Annotated in this window: 14 protein-coding genes; all 14 read right to left on the bottom strand. The window is 69.3% G+C overall.

The features are described 5' to 3' along the window. Positions 1 to 71 precede the first annotated feature (71 nt). Complete coding sequence (locus tag D6682_05595) at positions 72 to 1,385, bottom strand: insulinase family protein (GenBank protein RMH51038.1); 1,314 nt, start codon at positions 1,383 to 1,385, stop codon at positions 72 to 74. After that, positions 1,382 to 2,713: an insulinase family protein gene (locus tag D6682_05600; protein ID RMH51039.1), complete on the bottom strand. Its 1,332-nt coding sequence runs from the start codon at positions 2,711 to 2,713 to the stop codon at positions 1,382 to 1,384. Before D6682_05600 ends, D6682_05595 begins: the two co-directional genes overlap by 4 nt. Further along, entirely contained in the window at positions 2,713 to 4,797 is a 2,085-nt protein-coding gene (locus tag D6682_05605; protein ID RMH51040.1) for a glycine--tRNA ligase subunit beta, read from the bottom strand. The genes D6682_05600 and D6682_05605 overlap by 1 nt, the downstream gene beginning before the upstream one ends. Continuing rightward, complete coding sequence (locus D6682_05610; GenBank protein ID RMH51041.1) at positions 4,794 to 5,651, bottom strand: glycine--tRNA ligase subunit alpha; 858 nt, start codon at positions 5,649 to 5,651, stop codon at positions 4,794 to 4,796. The genes D6682_05605 and D6682_05610 overlap by 4 nt, the downstream gene beginning before the upstream one ends. A gap of 109 nt (positions 5,652 to 5,760) precedes the next feature. After that, the gene (locus tag D6682_05615) at positions 5,761 to 6,753 is read right to left on the bottom strand and encodes an octaprenyl-diphosphate synthase (protein RMH51042.1); all 993 of its coding nucleotides are present in this window, start codon (positions 6,751 to 6,753) and stop codon (positions 5,761 to 5,763) included. Next, the gene (gene gspH / locus D6682_05620) at positions 6,753 to 7,328 is read right to left on the bottom strand and encodes a type II secretion system protein GspH (GenBank protein RMH51043.1); all 576 of its coding nucleotides are present in this window, start codon (positions 7,326 to 7,328) and stop codon (positions 6,753 to 6,755) included. The genes D6682_05615 and gspH overlap by 1 nt, the downstream gene beginning before the upstream one ends. Beyond that, a complete protein-coding gene (gene nusB / locus D6682_05625) occupies positions 7,325 to 7,816 on the bottom strand; it encodes a transcription antitermination factor NusB (GenBank protein ID RMH51044.1) in 492 nt (163 codons plus the stop codon). Before nusB ends, gspH begins: the two co-directional genes overlap by 4 nt. Continuing rightward, positions 7,813 to 8,292, bottom strand: a complete 480-nt coding sequence (locus D6682_05630) for a 6,7-dimethyl-8-ribityllumazine synthase (GenBank protein ID RMH51045.1) — start codon at positions 8,290 to 8,292, stop codon at positions 7,813 to 7,815. The genes nusB and D6682_05630 overlap by 4 nt, the downstream gene beginning before the upstream one ends. A 295-nt stretch (positions 8,293 to 8,587) precedes the next feature. Beyond that, positions 8,588 to 9,814 carry a bifunctional 3,4-dihydroxy-2-butanone-4-phosphate synthase/GTP cyclohydrolase II gene (locus D6682_05635; GenBank protein RMH51046.1) on the bottom strand — a complete coding sequence of 409 codons (1,227 nt, stop codon included), beginning with the start codon at positions 9,812 to 9,814 and terminating at the stop codon, positions 8,588 to 8,590. Continuing rightward, positions 9,798 to 10,484, bottom strand: coding sequence for a riboflavin synthase (locus D6682_05640; GenBank protein ID RMH51047.1), 687 nt, complete (start codon positions 10,482 to 10,484; stop codon positions 9,798 to 9,800). Before D6682_05640 ends, D6682_05635 begins: the two co-directional genes overlap by 17 nt. 158 nt (positions 10,485 to 10,642) lie before the next feature. After that, on the bottom strand, positions 10,643 to 11,254 hold the full coding sequence (locus tag D6682_05645) for a potassium channel protein (GenBank protein RMH51060.1): 612 nt from the start codon (positions 11,252 to 11,254) through the stop codon (positions 10,643 to 10,645). Between the two features lie 171 nt (positions 11,255 to 11,425). After that, positions 11,426 to 13,393, bottom strand: coding sequence for a bifunctional aldolase/short-chain dehydrogenase (locus D6682_05650; protein ID RMH51048.1), 1,968 nt, complete (start codon positions 13,391 to 13,393; stop codon positions 11,426 to 11,428). Next, a complete protein-coding gene (locus D6682_05655; GenBank protein RMH51049.1) occupies positions 13,390 to 14,478 on the bottom strand; it encodes a uroporphyrinogen decarboxylase in 1,089 nt (362 codons plus the stop codon). The genes D6682_05650 and D6682_05655 overlap by 4 nt, the downstream gene beginning before the upstream one ends. A gap of 133 nt (positions 14,479 to 14,611) precedes the next feature. Next, entirely contained in the window at positions 14,612 to 16,777 is a 2,166-nt protein-coding gene (gene recQ / locus D6682_05660; protein RMH51050.1) for a DNA helicase RecQ, read from the bottom strand. Between the last annotated feature and the right edge of the window lie 125 nt (positions 16,778 to 16,902).

The raw sequence follows: 16,902 nt of genomic DNA on the forward strand, positions 1-16,902 counted from the left end.
CAGATCCTCCTCCCGCGCCGGACGCAGCCGGAGGGGGGATCGGGTTCCTTGATCGCCTGCTCCGATCTGGGCTATGGACCGCCGCCGACGGTGATGGTGCTCCACCCCTTGCGCGGCAGGTAGCGCGCGGCCATCTGTCGGACCTGGGCCAGCGTTACCGCCCCGATTCGCGCCCGCCAGCGGGTCAGGTAGTCGAGCGGCAGGTCGTAGAAGCCGATCATGCTCATCAGCGCCACCCGCTTGGCGTTGGCGTCGATGCGGTGGGCGAAGCCGCCGATCAGATGCTCCTTGGCCGCGCGCAGCGCCTGCGCGGTGATCTTGCCGGCGGCCATCGAGGCCATGACCTGCTCCACCACCGTCAGCGCCTCGCGGGTCTGGTCGTTGCGTGTCTGCAGGGTGATGACGAAGGGGCCGGGGCGGGCCAGCGGCTCGAAGTAGGAGTAGACGCCGTAGACCAGCCCGCGCTTCTCGCGCACTTCACGCATCAGCTGCGAGGCGAAGCCGCCGCCGCCCAGGATCTCGTTCATCAGCAGGGTGGGGAAGATGTCGCGGTCGTGGCGGTCCGGTCCCAACCGCACCAGCTGCACCGTGGTTTGGTGGGTGGGCATGGCGATGTGGCGGCTGGCGGCGGGGCGCGGCTGTGGCCGGGGCAGATCGGCCGGCATCCGGCGGGGCGCGCCGTGCCAGCCGGCCAGCGGAGCGAGCAACCGCTTCAATTGCGCCATGGTCACATCGCCGCTCACCGCCAGCACCGCCCCCTGCGGTTTGACCTGCGCGGTGTAGAGCCGTTGGAGGTCGGCCATGGTGATGCCGCCCAGCGATTCGGGCGTGCCGGAGATGCGGTGGCCGTAGGGGTGGTCGCCGTAGAGCAGCTTGAGCGAGGCGATGGCCGCGCGTACCCGTGGCTGCTCGAGCGACTTGCGCAGCGCGGAGCGGGCGTTGTTCCGCAGGATGGCGAAGCGCTTGCCATCCCAGCCCGGCCTGCGCACCGCCTCGTCGAGCAGCGTGACGGTTTCTGGCAGTGCCTCGACCAGCGTGGTGGCGGAGAAGGAGAGGGCGTCGCGGTCGGCGCCGACACCGAAGCGGATCGCCTCGGCGTCGAGCAGGTCTGCCCAGGCGCGGTGGCCGTGACGGGCGGTGTGGTCGCCGAGCATGGCGGCGAGCAGTGAGGCGGTGCCCTCCTTGCCCGGCGCATCCATGGCGCTGCCGGCGGGTACGGTCAGGCGCAGCACCACCATCGGCAGGTGGTGCGCCTCCATCAGCAGCACGCGCAGGCCGTTGTCCATGCGCCACTGCTGGATCGGCGCGATGGCCTGCGCCTGACCGGTCGAGGCCAGCCACAGCAGCAGCGCGGGCAGCAGAAGACGAAACGAAAAAGAACTCATGATCTCGACTCCTCCTTGCCCCGGGGCAGCAGCACGCCGGTGGTGGCGCGCCCACGTCGGATCCAGCGGCGCAGCACCCGCCGCACATCGCCGGCGCTGACCTTGCGGATCAGCTTCAGCCAGCGGTCGCGCGCCTCGGCCTTGAGCCCGACGCTCTCCATGGCGCCGATCCGGCGGGCGCGCAGGTAGAGCGAATCCTGGGCGAAGACCTCGTCGGCGACGATGCCGCGGATGGCGCGGGCCAGCTGCGCCTTGTCCGGTCCCTCGTGGGCCAGTTGCTCGATGCTCTTCCACAGCCCGGCGAGCAGCGCATCAGGCGTGTTGCCCTTGCCGAGCATCGCCCACGCGGCCCACAGGTCGATGCCCATGCTGAAGGGGTCGTAGCCGGCGGAGGCCGAGTAGGCCAGCCGCTGCTCATCGACCAGCCGCCGGGTGAGCAGCGCCGAGCGGCCCTCGGCGAGGATGGCGGTGGCCACGGCCAGCGCCGCCGCCTCGCGGTCGTTCTCGCCCGGATGCCACACCGGCACCGGCATCACCACCGCCACCATAGGCAGCTGCACGCCGGGCAGATGGACTTCGATCCGCTTCGGCCCCAGCGGCTCCGGCTCGACCGGGTTGAACCGCGGCGGGACCGCCACCCTGGGCATGCGGCCGAAGGTGGCGCCGACCACCCGTTTCACCTCGGAGAAGTCGACATCCCCGACCACCACCACCGTGACGTTGGCCGCCACGTAGTGCGCCCGGTAGAAGGCGCGCACATCGTCGATGGTCAGCCGTTTGAGATCCTGCATCCAGCCGATCACCGGGTTGCGGTAGGGGTGGATCTTGAGCGCGGCGGCGGAGAGCTCCTCGAACATGCGGGCGTTGGGGTTGTCGTCGGTGCGCATGCGCCGCTCTTCCATGATCACCCGGATCTCTCGGGCGTATTCCCTCGGGTCGAGGCGCAGGTTGGCGAAGCGCTCGGCCTCCATGCGCAGCACCTCCGCCACCCGGTCGGCGGGGACGGTCTCGAAGTAGGCGGTGTAGTCGTAGCTGGTGAAGGCGTTGTCGTTGCCGCCCATGGCCGAGATCCTGTTGGAGAACTCGCCCGGGCCCAGCGCCTTGGAGCCCTTGAACATCATGTGCTCGAACACATGGGCCAGGCCGCTCTTGCCCGGTAGCTCGTCGCGCCCGCCCACCTTGAGCCACACCTGCACCGTGGCCACCGGCGCGGTGTGGTCCTCCAGCACCACCAGGTTGGCGCCGTTGGCGAAATGGGCCCGCTGGAGCGGAGCGGCGGCCGCCGGCCATGCGGCGAGCAGGGCGGCGGTCAGGCAGAGCAGTCGCATCAGAGGCATGAGAGATCCCCCAGTCGCATGAAGAGTCGGCGCAGCCGCAGCAGCAGCGCCAGCCGGTTGCGCCGCAGGTCGCGATCCTCATCCATCACCATCACCCGGTCGAAGAAGTCGTCCACCGGCCGGCGCAGGCCGGCGAGCACAGACAGTTGCCCCTCGGCATCCTCCGGCATCTCCGCCTCGGCCTGCTGCAGCGCCTGCCACAACTGCAGCTCGGCGTCGTCCACCAGATGGGAGGGGTCGACGTGGTCGTCGTCCACCTTCTGCTTCTTCAGGATGTTGGCGATGCGCTTGTTGGCCGCTGCCACCGCGGCACCCTCGTCGCCGGCGAGGAAGCCGCCGAGCAGCCGCGCGGTGGCGATCAGTTCGTGGATCGGCCGCCTCTGACGCGCCCCCAGCGCCGCGGCCAGCGCCGGGCGGGTCACCTGCAGGGCCTCGGCCATTCCCTCCATCCGCTCCTCGATGAAGGCGAGCACCGCCGCCCGCGTCTCGCCGCTGATGGCGATGGTCACCCGCTGCTGGTTCCACTGCTTGATCGCCTCGTCGAGCACCTCCTCCAGCGTCATCCGGACGGCGCTGTGGTTCATCAACCGCACCAGGCCGATGGCCGCCCGCCGCAGGCCGAAGGGGTCGGCGCTGGCGGTGGGGATGCGGCCGATGTGGAAGTAGCCGAGCAGCTTGTCGGCCCGCTCGGCGATGCCGATGGCCCGGGCGATGGCGCTGCGCGGCAGCGGATCGTCGGCCCCCTCCGGCAGGTAGTGTTCGCTGATGCCGGCGGCCACCGCCTCCGACTCCCCCTCCATCCGGGCGTAGACGCCGCCCATGTAGCCCTGCAGCTCGGGGAACTCCCCGACCAGCCCGCAGGTGAGGTCCGACTTGCACAGGTAGGCGGCGCGCTGGCCGTCGCCGGCGTCGATGCCCAGCCGCGCGCCACAATCGAGGATGAATCCGCGCAGCCGGGCGACCTGGTCGCCGACCATCCCCAGCCCCTCCTGGAAGACGACATGGTTGAGCGACTCCACCCGCGCCTCGAGCGAGATGTTGGGATCCCGGTCGAAGTAGAAGGCGGCGTCGGCCAGCCGGGCGTTGACCACCCGCTCGTTGCCCCGTGCCACCACCTGCGGGTCGGTCGAGGCGATGTTGGCCACGGCGAGGAAGATGTTGCTGGTGCCGCCGTCCTGACGCCGGGTGGAGAAGCAGCGCTGGTGGTGGCGCAGCACCACCGTGCTGACCCTCGGCGGCAGCCGCAGATATTCGGCGCCGTAGCTGCCGGCGACCACCTGCGGCCATTCGGTGAGGTCGGTCACCTCGTCGAGCAGCGCGAAGTCGTTGCACAGCTTCACGCCCCACCGGTCTGCGGCGGCGTAGAGTTGGCTCTTGATCGCCGTGCGTCGCTCCTCCCGGTCGGCCAGCACATGCTGCTCCCTGAGCCAGCCGATCGGGTCGGACGGATCGATGGCGCCGCTGCCGCCGTGGACCCGGTGGCCGTGGCTGATGCGGCCGCTCTCCACGCCGGCGAAGGAGAAGGGGATCCGCTCCGTACCCAGCAGGGCGACGATCCAGCGGACCGGCCGGATGAAGGCGTCGTTGCGCGCCGGGCCCTCCTGCCAGACCATCTTCTTCGGGCTGGGCAGCCTGCGCAGCAGCTCGGGCAGCGCCTCGGCGAGCAGGTCGCGGCTCTCTCGACCCTCGACCAGTCGGCGCGCCTGCAGGTAGCGCCCCTTGCCCGGGGACTTCTCCTCCAGCACCAGCTCCTCCGGCGCCACACCGGCCTTACGGGCGAAGCCGAGTGCCGCCGGGGTGGGGGCGCCGTCGCGAAAGGCGACCTCTTCGGACGGGCCCCAGAGCAACTCGAAGCGGGCCTCCTGCGTGCGGGGGAAGGCGCGGGCGATGACCAGCAGCCGGCGCGGCGTGCTGGTGGCATGCAGCTCCGGCGGCTCCATGCCCGCCTTGCGTACCACATCGGCGATGCCGCGGGCCAGCGCCTCGGCCATCGGCTGGGCGACGCCGGCGGGGATCTCTTCGACGCCGATTTCGATCAGCAGCGGGGCGTGCGGGGAGGAGGGGGTGGGGTTCATGCGGCGGCTCCTGTCGCGGTCTGGGCGATGGTGCGGGCCAGCGCGCGCACCCGGCCGATGAAGCGTTGGCGCTCGGCGACCGAGATGGCGCCGCGCGCATCGAGCAGGTTGAAGGTGTGGCTCGCCTTGATCACCTCTTCGTAGGCCGGGTGGAGCAAGCCCGCCTCGGCCAACCGCCGGCACTCCGCCTCGGCCCGGTCGAATTGGGTGTGCAGCCAGTCGGTGTCGGCCTGATCGAAGTTGTAGGCGGAGAACTCCGCTTCGCTGGCCCGGAAGACGTCGCCGTAGCTGACCTGCGTGCCGTCCTCCTGCTCGACCCAGACCAGATCGAAGACATTCTCCACCCCTTGCAGGTACATGGCCAGCCGCTCCAGTCCGTAGGTCAGCTCGCCCGGGGTGCGGGAGAGGTCGATGCCGCCCACCTGCTGGAAGTAGGTGAACTGGGTGATCTCCATGCCGTTGAGCCACACCTCCCATCCCAGCCCCCAGGCACCGAGCGTGGGCGACTCCCAGTCATCCTCAACAAAGCGGACATCGTGCAGCGCCGGATCGATGCCGATCTCGCGCAGTGAGTCGAGGTATAGCTCCATGATCTCGGCCGGCGCCGGCTTGAGGATCACCTGGAACTGGTAGTAGTGCTGCAGGCGGTTGGGGTTCTCGCCGTAGCGGCCGTCGGTCGGACGGCGGCAGGGCTGGACGTAGGCGGTGTGCCACGGGGCGTCGCCCAGCACGCGCAACATGGTCGCCGGATGAAAGGTGCCGGCCCCCATCGGCGCGTCGTAGGGCTGCTGCAGCACACAGCCGCGCTCGGCCCAGAATCGTTGCAGGGTGAGGATCAGTTGTTGGAAGGTCATGCCGGATCACAGCGCAGACGTCCGTCCATGGAGCGTTGCTTCATGAAACACGAAATGTGTTGCACGGCCTTCCGTGGCCGCGGGTGATGGTCGCTTGCGAAACCATCGTTCAATGATCGCGCCGGGCGGCGAATCCGGCCAGCCGTTGCAACAGCCCGGTGACCGTCGGATCGCCGTCGACGGCCTCGACGGCCCGCGCCGCCCGCCGGGCGTAGTCGGCCGCCCGCTCCATACAGACCACGTCGCCGCCATGGTGCAGCACACGTCTCCGCACCCAGTCGCGCTCCTCCTCGTCGCGGTAGCCGTCGTTCTCGGCGATCGCCTCGACCCGTGCGCGCAGCTCGGGATCCCGGGCCATGGCGTGGATCAGCGGCAGGGTGATCTTGCCCTCCTCCAGGTCGTGGCCCACCGGCTTGCCCGCCCGCGCGCGCTCGGCGGTGTAGTCGAGCGCATCGTCCATCAGTTGGAATGCGACCCCCAGCGCCATGCCGTATTCGGCCATACGGGTCACCGTGGCCGTATCCCGTCCGGCGACGAGGGCGCCCACCCCGGCCGCCGCGCGGAAGAGCACCGCCGTCTTGCGCTCGATCACCTCCAGACATTCGGCCTCGCACATCTCGATGTGGAAGGTGCGCGACAGCTGCAGCACCTCGCCCTCGGCCAGCGCGTTGGTGGTGTCGCTCATCAGCGAGAGCACGGTCATGTCACCGGCCTGCACCAGCATCTGGAAGGCGCGCGAGAAGAGATAGTCGCCGACCAGCACGCTGGCCTGGTTGCCCCAGACGCCGTTGGCCGAGGGGGTGCCGCGCCGCTCGCGCGCGGCGTCGACCACGTCGTCGTGCAACAGGCTGGCGGTGTGGATGAACTCGATCACCACCGCCGGCGGGATGTGCTCCCGACCGCGGTAGCCGAAGAGGCGGGCGGCGAGCAGGCAGATCAGCGGCCGCAGCCGCTTGCCGCCGCTGCCTACGATGTAGCGGCCGACGGCCGGGATCATCGCGATCTCCGAGCGCAGCTGTTCCACGATGCAGCGATCGACCTGCGCCATCTCGTCGCGGCAGAGGGCGATGGCCTGCTGCAATGGGTTCTCTCCCCCCTTCATCACCTCCCCTCCCCTGCGGGATCGACGACGACCACCCCCGCCGGGCCGGGCCGCAGCCGAACCGTGCGGCGGCTATCGGGATGGTCGGCGTCGCGCAGCACGATGTCGAGTGGTGTGACCATGCCACCCGGCAAGATCCTGGCGCGGCCGATCGGTGGCTCCTCTCCGGTGCGGCTCCCCTCTTCCCCGGACGGTTGCATATCGATCGCCATCTGCTGTTCGATGCCATTCTCCAGCACGCGGTCGAGCACCACCCCATCCAGCTTGCGGGGGGCAAACGGCGCCTCGGACATCGGCAACCACCGCCGCGCCTCGGTGCGGCGCTCGAAGCGGTAGCGGTCGTGCCAGGCCGACCAGCGCAGCGGGCTGCCGCTCATCTGCGCCTCGTCGACGGCCAGCTGCAGCACCTGCCGCAACCGGTCCGCCTCCTCCTCCAACGCGCCGCCGCCGGCGGGCAGCAGGTTGGGCGCGACCAGCGCGGTGACCAGTGCAAGGATCGCGATGACCAGCACGATCTCCAGCAGAGTGAAGCCCGCGGCGTGTCTGGTTCGCCGTTGTGCACGGTTGTGCCTCACGCGGCCGTTTCGGCGGCGCGGAGGGTTCGGGCCAGCCGGTCGAGGATGCCGTTGACGAAGGAGGGGACCGGATCGTCGCCGTACTCGTGGCCGAGCTCGACCGCCTCGTCGAGGATGACGCGGTAGGGGATCTCCAGCCGCCGGCTCAGCTCCCAGCAGCCCACCCGCAGGATGGCCAGCTCGATGGCGCCGACGTGCTCCAGCCTCCGGCCGGTGAGTGCCTTGGCGATGGCGCCATCGAGTTCCTCCCTGCAGGTGATCACCCCCTCGACCAGGGCGCGGAAGTAGTCGGTATCCATCCGTCGGCGCTCGGCGATGCGGCCGGCGACGAGCGGGGCGACGTCGGCCGGATCGCAGCCGCCGATCTGCCAGGCGTAGAGCAGCTCCACCGCCGACTGTCGCGCCTGATGACGGCTGCCCGCGCCGCCGTCGCTGTCGCGCTCCCCCCGGTCGGCCGCCGCCCCATCCTGCCGGCTAGTGGGGCTCATGCGCGGATCATCTGGATGGTGCGGGCGACCTCCAGTGCGGTCAGCGCCGCCTCCCGCCCCTTGTCGCCGTGGCTGCCGCCGGCCCGCTCCTGCGCCTGGACGATGGTGTCGACGGTGAGCAGGCCGTTGCCCACCCCCACGTCGCCGCGGGCGGCGATGCGCGCGATCAGCCGCATGGCGTTGTCACACACATACTCGAAATGGGCGGTGCCGCCGCGGACGACACAGCCCAGACAGACCAGCACGTCGGGACGACGGTGGCGGACGAGTGCTGAGGCGACGGTGCCGATCTCCAGCGCGCCGGGCACCGAGTAGACCTCGATCGCCCCAGGGTCGGCGCCGTGCTCCTCCAGCGCGCTCTGCGCCCCGGCGAGGAGCCGGTCGGTGATCTGGCGGTTGAAGCGGCTGACCACGATGGCGATGCGCAGGCCGGAGGCATCCAGCTTGTCGGAGAAGACGGGATGTTCGTTGCTCATGGTTCTATTTCACCGCAAAACGTCCCTCCGTGGACTTTTTGCTCGACGGCGATCAAAGAGCACGGTCTTCGATCGCCTGACAACACCGTCGGTTGCCGACGCACCCTCCGGTTTTGCGCGGTCCTCCATGGCCGCGGATGCCGGCTTCCCGCGAGGCCGGCATTTGATCACACCGCCAGAACGTCCCTCCGAGGACGTTCTGCTCGATTCCGATTCGGTGTCGCCGGCGGGAGGGCCTCCCTTCCCCGAACGCAGGTGCCCTGCCCGGCGGCGGTTCGTGGTCTGAAGCTCGTGCCTACCCCTCTTCCCGGCTGCTGGCGACGAGGTCGGGCTGGGGCAGGTGGCCCATGCGGTCGCGCTTGGTGTTGAGGTAGCGGATGTTCTCGTCGTTGGGGCGGACACAGAGGGGCACCCGCTCGACCACCTCCAGCCGGTAGCCGTCCAGCCCGATGATCTTCTTCGGGTTGTTGGTCAGCAACCGGAGCTTGCGCAGCCCGACATCGCGCAGGATCTGGGCGCCGATGCCGTAGTGGCGCAGATCGGGGGCGAAGCCGAGCTTGCGGTTGGCCTCGACCGTGTCGTGGCCGGCGTCCTGCAGGTTGTAGGCGCGCAGTTTGTTGAACAGGCCGATGCCGCGCCCCTCCTGGCGCAGGTAGAGCAGCACCCCTTCCCCCTCCTCGCCGATGCGGCGCAGGGCGGCGTGCAGTTGCGAGCCGCAGTCGCACCGGCGGGAGGCGAAGACGTCGCCGGTGAGGCACTCCGAGTGGACCCGCACCAGCGTCGGCCGTTCGGGGCGTGGATCACCCATGACCAGCGCCAGATGTTCGGCGTCGTCGATCTCGTTGCTGTAGCCGATGATGCGGAACTCGCCGTATTCGGTCGGCAGCCGCGCCTCGATCTCGCGCCGGACCAGCGAGTCGTGCTCCAGCCGGTGGGCGATGATGTCGGCGATGCAACCGATCTTCAGCCCGTGTTTCGCCGCGAACCTCTTCAGATCGGGCATCCGCGCCATGGTGCCGTCGGGGTTCATGATCTCGCAGATGACCGCGGCGGGCTTGAGCCCGGCCATGCGGGCCAGATCGATGCTCGCCTCGGTGTGGCCGGCGCGCACCAGCACCCCCCCCTTGCGTCCCTGCAGCGGAAAGACGTGGCCGGGTGAGGTGATGTCCTCCGGGCGGGCGTCGTCGCGCACCGCCACCCGGATGGTGTGGGCGCGGTCGTAGGCGGAGATGCCGGTGGTCACCCCCTCGGCCGCCTCGATCGAGGCGGTGAAGTTGGTCTTGAACTTGCGGTTCGGGTCGCTGACCATCAGCGGGATGCCGAGCTGGGCGACATGCTCCTCGGTCATCGCCAGGCAGATCAGACCACGGCCGTGGGTGGCCATGAAGTTGATACTCTCCGGCGTCACCCACTCGGCGGCGAGCACCAGATCCCCCTCGTTCTCGCGCGACTCGTCGTCGGCGAGGATGATCATGCGTCCGGCGCGGATCTCCTCGATCAGTTCGCTACAGCTGGCCAGCATGGCTTGCTCCTTTGGGTGGATCCTGTTGCGCAGCAGGCCCCGCGAGCGGTGGCCCTCCGGCTTGATCCCGCCTCAGCCACTCCATCTGCCGGGCTGCATAGCGGGCGAGGATGTCGCACTCCAGGTTGACGCGGGTGCCCGTCCGCCACCACTTCAGCGTGGTCTGCGCGAGGGTATGCGGAATCAGAGAGAGGGTGAAGCGGTCACGCTCCACCGTGTTGACGGTCAGGCTGACGCCGTCGAGCGCCACCGAGCCCTTCGGTGCGATCCAGGGGGCGAAGGGGTCGGGCAGCTCGACGGTCACCCGGCGGAAATCCCCCAGCGGCTCGACGGCGCGCACCATGGTGGTGCCGTCGATATGGCCGGTGACCATGTGGCCGCCGAGGGCATCGCCCATGCGCAGCGCCGGCTCCAGGTTGACCCGATCGCCGACGGCACGCGCACCGAGGGTGGTGCGTGCCAGCGTCTCCCCCGAGAGCTGGACGGTGAAGCGGCCGCCGGCGCGCTCCAGACCGGTCAGGGTGAGGCAGCAGCCGTCGACGGCGATCGAATCGCCCGGCCGCCAGCCGGCGGACTCCAGCCCGTGGTCGATGGTCAGTGCGATCGCCCCGCCGGCAAGCGGCCGCCGCGCCTGAATGCGGCCGATCCCCTGAATAATGCCTGTGAACAATTCCGATCACACCGCAAAAAGTCCGTCCATGGACTTTTTGCTTGACGGCAATCGAAGAGCGCGGTCTTCGATTGCCTTACAAAACAGTCGCTTGCGTGCGCAAGCTCCCGTTTTGCGCGGCCGTCCGTGGCCGCGGCTGCCGGCTTCGTGCGAAGCCGTCAGTTCATCCCCCCCCGGTCGTTGTCGGTGGGGGCCTCTTCGGACCCACCGTCTGCTGGCGCGGGCTCCTCCTCGGTGACCGAAGCGGCGATCTTGTCGATCTGGTAGGTGAGGTTGGCCACCAGCAGCGAATAGAGGGTGATGCCGAAGAGCATGGTGATCACCGCCACGATGCGGCCCATCGCCGAGGTGGGGTAGAGGTCGCCGTAGCCGACGGTGGTCAGGGTGACGAAGGCCCACCAGAGCGCATCCTCGATGGTGGCGAAGCCGGGGTTGACCGGGTGCTCGACCAGATACTCCAGCAGGCCGAAGACGAACACCATGAAGAAGACCAGCGCCATCATCGCCGGGAAGTTCTCCTTGGAGACCACCAGCAGCGACAGGATTCGTCGGCGGTTGATGTGCAGCAGGCCGCCGATGCGCAGCATGCGCAGGAGCGAGCCCAGCTTGGCGATGCGCAGCATGGCCAGCAACCGCAACAGCGGCGAGGAGAGCAGCACCACCAGCACCAGATCGAACCAGTTGGCCCGCAGGTAGGCGTTGCGGTCGCGGGCCAGCAGCAGCCGGATGCCGAAGGCGAGGACGAAGAGCGAGAGGTTGAGCACCAGCATCCACTCCTCGTGGCCGCTCCAGAAGGGGAGGGAGACGGCGACGATGGTGGTGATCAGCAGCAGGGCGTCGAGCGCTCTGGCCAGCAGCGGAAGGCGCGCATGGGCGATGCTGGCCCGCCATGCCCGGCTCTGCTGTGCTGCCTGCTTTTCCCCGTTTTGCTCCGGCAACGGCTAGATCACCCGTTCGTTGCCGCCGTCGACCGGCACCTGTGCGCCGGTGGTGGCGCGGAAGGTATCGCCGGCCATGGCGGTGATCATGCGTGCCACATCGCGGCTGGTCACCTCGCAGCGCAGCAGGTTGTTGCGTTTGTACTGCTCCACGGTCAGCCCGTATCTGGCGGCCCGGTCGGCCAGCAGCGCCTCGCTCCAGAGGGCGGTGTCGAAGACTCCGTTGGGGTGGACGGTGTTCACCCGGATGCCGGCAGCCCCCAGCTCGAGCGCGGCCACCCGCGCCAGCTGGGTCAGCCCCGCCTTGGCCACCGAGTAGGCTGCGGCACCCGGGCCCGGCGCCGGCACGTTCTTCGAGCCGTTGATGATCACCGCCGGCGCGACGCCCAGCTTGAGGAAGGGGGCGGCGGCGGTGAGCAGCCACTGATGGCTGGTCAGGTTGAGCGTCAAGCTCTGTTGCCACGCGGCGGCATCCATCGCCTCGATGGGGGAGGAGGGGGGGAACACCCCGGCGTTGGAGACGACGATGTCCAGCCCGCCGAAGCGGCGTACAGAGCGCTCCACCGCCTCGACCACCTGCCGGCGGTCGGTCATGTCGCAGCAGATCGCCTCCACCCCGGGGTCGCCGCCCAGGGCGTCGAGCCCGGCCCGATCGACGTCCAACGCCGCCACCGCCGCGCCGGAGGCGCGCAGCGCCTCCACCGTCGCCTTGCCGATGCCGCTGGCCGCCCCGGTGACCAGCGCGATCCGCCCGGCCAGCTCCGGCTTGTTGCCGCCACGGGCCAGCTTGGCCTGCTCCAGCTCCCAGTATTCGACGGCAAAGAGCTCCGCCTCGCCCAGCGCCTGCCAGCCGCCGAGCTGTTCGGCGCGGTCGATCGCCACCACGGTGTGGCGGACGATGTCGTCGACGATGGTTGCCTCCTGCGGCGATCCGCCGAAGGCGATGGTGCCCACCCCCGGCCAGACGGCCCAGCACGGGGCGGGGTTGAGCATCGTCTCCCCGCGGTGGTGGCGGGCGAAGTAGTCGCGGTAGTCCTCGGCGTAGGCGGTGATGGCCGCGGCGGCATCGCCCTGCAGCACCACCGGTGTCCGCTTGGTGCGGATGATGTGGTCGGGGGTGAGCGGGCCGCGGGCGGTGATCTGCGCCACATCGGGGCGGTCGGCGAAGGGGCGGGTGGTGGTGTTGCACAGCGCGATGGTGCCTGTACCGCGCAGGTCGGCCACCTGCTTGCGGATGGCGGCAAGGGCCAGCGGATCGGGCCGGCCGGTCGGCTGTGTGGCGATGGCCCGGGCGGTGGTGCGCGCCCCCAGCCACTGTTCGGCGGTGCTGACCGCGTCGATCATGCGGCGGTAGCTGGCCTCGGCGTCGTCGGCGAAGGTGAAGATGCCGTGCTGAAACAGGATGATCCCCTCGATCCCACCCCAGTCGAGCTCCCGGCTGACGGCAAAGACCTGCCGGGCCAGGTCGAAGCCGGGCATGACATAGGGCAACAGCAGCATCCGCCCTCCGTAGAGCTCGCGGAGGGCCGCTTCGCCGTCGGGAGTATGGCAGATGGTCACCACCGCGTCGGCATGGGTGTGGTCGACGAAGCGGTAGGGGATGATGGCGTGCAGGATCGCCTCCACCGACGGGTTGGGCGCGGTCGGATCGAGCATCGCCGCCCGCTGGTGGCGCACCATGGCGCGGTCGGAGAGCTCGGGCAGCTCGGCCATGCGCTGGAGCGTTTTCAGCCGCACCGGCGCGAAGCCGGCCTTCTCGATGGTGGCCAGATCCCAGCCGCTCCCCTTGACCCACAGCGTCTCCACCGGGTCGCCGAAGAGGTCGTGCTCGGTGGTCTTGACCGAGGTGTTGCCGCCGCCGTGCAGCACCAGCGACGGCTCGGCGCCGAGCAGGCGCGAGCTGTAGACGCGCAGGGCGAGGGGATCGTCGGCCAGCGCCGCCGCGCGCGCCGCATCCCAGCGGTTGATCATGCACAGGCCCCCTGATCGCCCCCCTGATGGAAGCGCGGTGACTCCTCCTTGACCGCCTGAATGAAGGCGCGGGCGTGGTCGACCGGCACATCGGGGGTGATGCCGTGGCCGAGGTTGAAGATGTGGCCGCCGCCCGGGCCGAAGCGCTCGAGGATGTCGCGCACCTCCGCCCGGATCCGCTCCGGCGTGGCGTAGAGCATGCAGGGGTCCATGTTGCCCTGCAGCGCCACCCGGTCGCCGATGCGCGCCCGGGCGGCGTCGATGTCGATGGTCCAGTCGAGCCCGACCACATCGCAGCCGGTGGCGGCGATCTGCTCCAGCCAGCCCATTCCCCCCTTGGTGTAGAGGATCACCGGCACCCGGCGCCCGTCGTGCTCGCGGGTCAGGCGATCGAGGATGCGCTGCATGTAGTCGAGCGAGAAGGCGCGGTAGTCGCGCGTGGTCAGCACGCCGCCCCAGGTGTCGAAGATCTGTACCGCCTGCACGCCGCTGGCGATCTGGGCGTTGAGGTAGTCGGCCACCGCATCGGCCAGCTTCTCCAGCAGCCGGTGGAGCGCGCGCGGATGGTTGAACATCATCTTCTTGATGACGGAGAAGTTCTTGCTGCCGCCGCCCTCGACCGCGTAGGTGGCCAGCGTCCACGGGCTGCCGGAGAAGCCGATCAGCGGCACGCGGCCGGCCAGCGCCCGCCGGATGCGGCCGATCGCCTCCATCACATAGCCCAGCTCATCGTTGGGGTCGGGCCGGGCGAGTGCGTCGATGTCCGCCTCGGTGCGGATCGGCTGCGGGAAGCGCGGCCCCTCGCCGGCGGTGAAGACGAGCTCCATCCCCATCGCCTCGGGCACCACCAGGATGTCGGAGAAGAGGATGGCGGCGTCGACCCCGACCAGATCGACCGGCTGCAGCGTCACTTCGCAGGCCAGATCCGGGCTCTTGCACAGGGTGAGGAAGTCGCCGGCGCGGGCGCGGGTGGCGCGGTATTCCGGCAGGTAACGGCCGGCCTGGCGCATCATCCACACCGGGGTGCGTTCGGTCGGCTGGCGCAGGCAGGCGCGCAGAAAGAGGTCGTTGTGCAGGGAGGTCATGCGGGCTCCGGAATCGGTGACGGTGGACGGCAGGCTATGACCCACCGCCGAAAAGTCATCCGCCGCCGGCGGCCCATGCGCCCCCGCTTCGGCGCGCCGGGGGGAGGAGGCCGCCGCGACGCGCGACGGCCGGTCAGGAGACGCCGAGCGCCTCGCGCCAGGCCAACAGCAGCCGGAACTCTTCGGTGGTCAGCTCCACCGACAGGTCGCGCTTGATCTCGCTGAGCGATGCGTAGGGATCGGCGTCGTCGAGCTCGATCATCAACGAGTCGAACGCCGGGCCGATCAGCGCCGGCACGTCGATGTAGTGGCCGGCGCGCACCAGCGCGATGAAGTGCTTCATCACCGTGGTGGTGCTGATGTTCTGCATGTTGGCGATCTCTTCGACCGAGTGGCCCGCCTTGTACAGCGTCCAGGTGAAGGCCTGGGCGTCGGTCGCCGGCGGCCCCTTGGCCAGCAGCACCGGCGCGCCATCCTCGCCGGACTCCTCCTCCTGCGCCTTCTGCTCGGCGTGGCTCTTCAACACCTCGGCGAAGGCCTCGCCGTAGGCCTCGAGCTTGTATTTGCCCATGCCGCTGATCGAGGCGAGGTCGGAGACGTCGTGGATCTCCTCGATCTGGCTCATCTCGGAGAGGGCGACGTCGCTGATCAGCACGTGGGGGGCGACATCCTCCTCTTCGGCCAGCTTGTCGCGCATCTCGACCAGCTTGCGGAAGAGGTGGTCGTCGCGGTTACGGGAGAAGCGCTTGAGCTTGCGCCGCATCATCGGCTGGTACTTGGCCAGGGTGATGCGCGCACCGCCGGCCAGGTCGGCGGCCCGCTCGGTCGGCAACAGCGCCGACTTGTTGCTCACGTCCTGCTGGAAGTAGCCGCGGTGGATCAGCTGGCGGATGATCGAGGTCCACTCGTCGCCGTTGATCTCCTTCCCCTTGCCGAAGGAGGGGATCTTGTGGTGGCCGCGGTTCTTGATCCGGGCGTGGCCGTTGCCCCGCAGCACGTCGACCACGTAGCCGACGCTGTAGCCGCCGCCGAGTTCGCGCACGCAGTCGTGCACCAGTCGGGCCAGGTCGGTGGCGTCGTAGGTCTCCGGAGGGTCGAGGCAGATGTCGCAGTTGTTGCAGTCCTCCTCCAGCTCCTCGCCGAAGTAGCCGAGCAACACCCGGCGGCGGCAGGTCAGCCCCTCGGAGAGGGCGATCATGCTGTTGAGCTTGTGGATCTCCACCTGTCGCTGATGGGGGTCCTCCACGTTGTCGATCAGCCGCCGCACCAGGTTGACGTCGCCCGACCCGTAGAGCATCAAGGCCTCCGACTCCAGCCCGTCACGGCCGGCGCGGCCGGTCTCCTGGTAGTAGCTCTCGATCGACTTGGGTAGATCGTGGTGGATGACGAAGCGGACGTTGGGCTTGTCCACCCCCATGCCGAAGGCGATGGTGGCGACGATCACCTGCACGTGGTCGCGCAGGAAATCGTCCTGCACCTTCTCGCGTACCCGCGCCGGCATGCCGGCGTGGTAGGCGGCCGCCCGGATGCCGTGGCGCTGCAGGTTGACCGCCAGATCCTCCACCCGCTTGCGCGACAGGCAGTAGATGATGCCCGAGGCGTTCTTCCAGTCCTCGAGGAACTGCAGGATCTGGGTCAGCGGCTGCCGCTTCTCGGCGATGAGGTAACGGATGTTGGGACGATCGAAGCTGGAGATGTAGCGTCGCGCCCGGGTCAGGCCGAGGCATTTGGCGATGTCCTCGCGGGTCTGCATGTCGGCGGTGGCGGTCAGCGCCAGCATCGGCACCTTGGGGAAGAGCTTGCGCAGCTCCCCCAGCCGCACATATTCCGGCCGAAAGTCGTGGCCCCACTGCGAGACGCAGTGGGCCTCGTCGATGGCGAAGAGGGCCACCTTGACCTGCTCCAGCCGCTTGAGGAAGCTCTTGGTCAGGAGCCGCTCCGGCGCCACGTAGAGCAGGTCGAGCTCGCCGCTCTCGAAGCGCTGCAACACCTCCCGCGCTTCGGCCGATTTGAGCGAGGAGTTGTAGTAGGCTGCCTTGACCCCGCAGCGGGTCAGGGCGTCGACCTGATCCTTCATCAGCGAGATGAGCGGCGAGACCACGATGCCGGTCCCCTCACGCATGATCGAGGGGATCTGGTAGCAGAGGGACTTGCCGCCGCCGGTCGGCATCAGCACGAAGGCGTCGCGGCCGTCGAGCAACGAGAAGATCACCTCGTCCTGCATCGGGCGAAACTCGGCGTAGCCGAAGATGTCGTTGAGGATCTGTTTTGCCTGTCGCTGTTTCGTCTTGCTTGCCATGGAGCGTAGTCTCTTCAGATCGGTGTCGTTGGTATCGCAAAGGGTCCGTCCGTGGATGATTTGCGATGGAAGTCAGATCCGGCTTCTTGCGAAGCCGTCGTAAGTATCCATCATGGCCCGTCGCG

Source organism: Zetaproteobacteria bacterium, from assembly GCA_003696765.1.
Lineage (GTDB): Bacteria > Pseudomonadota > Zetaproteobacteria > Mariprofundales > J009 > RFFX01.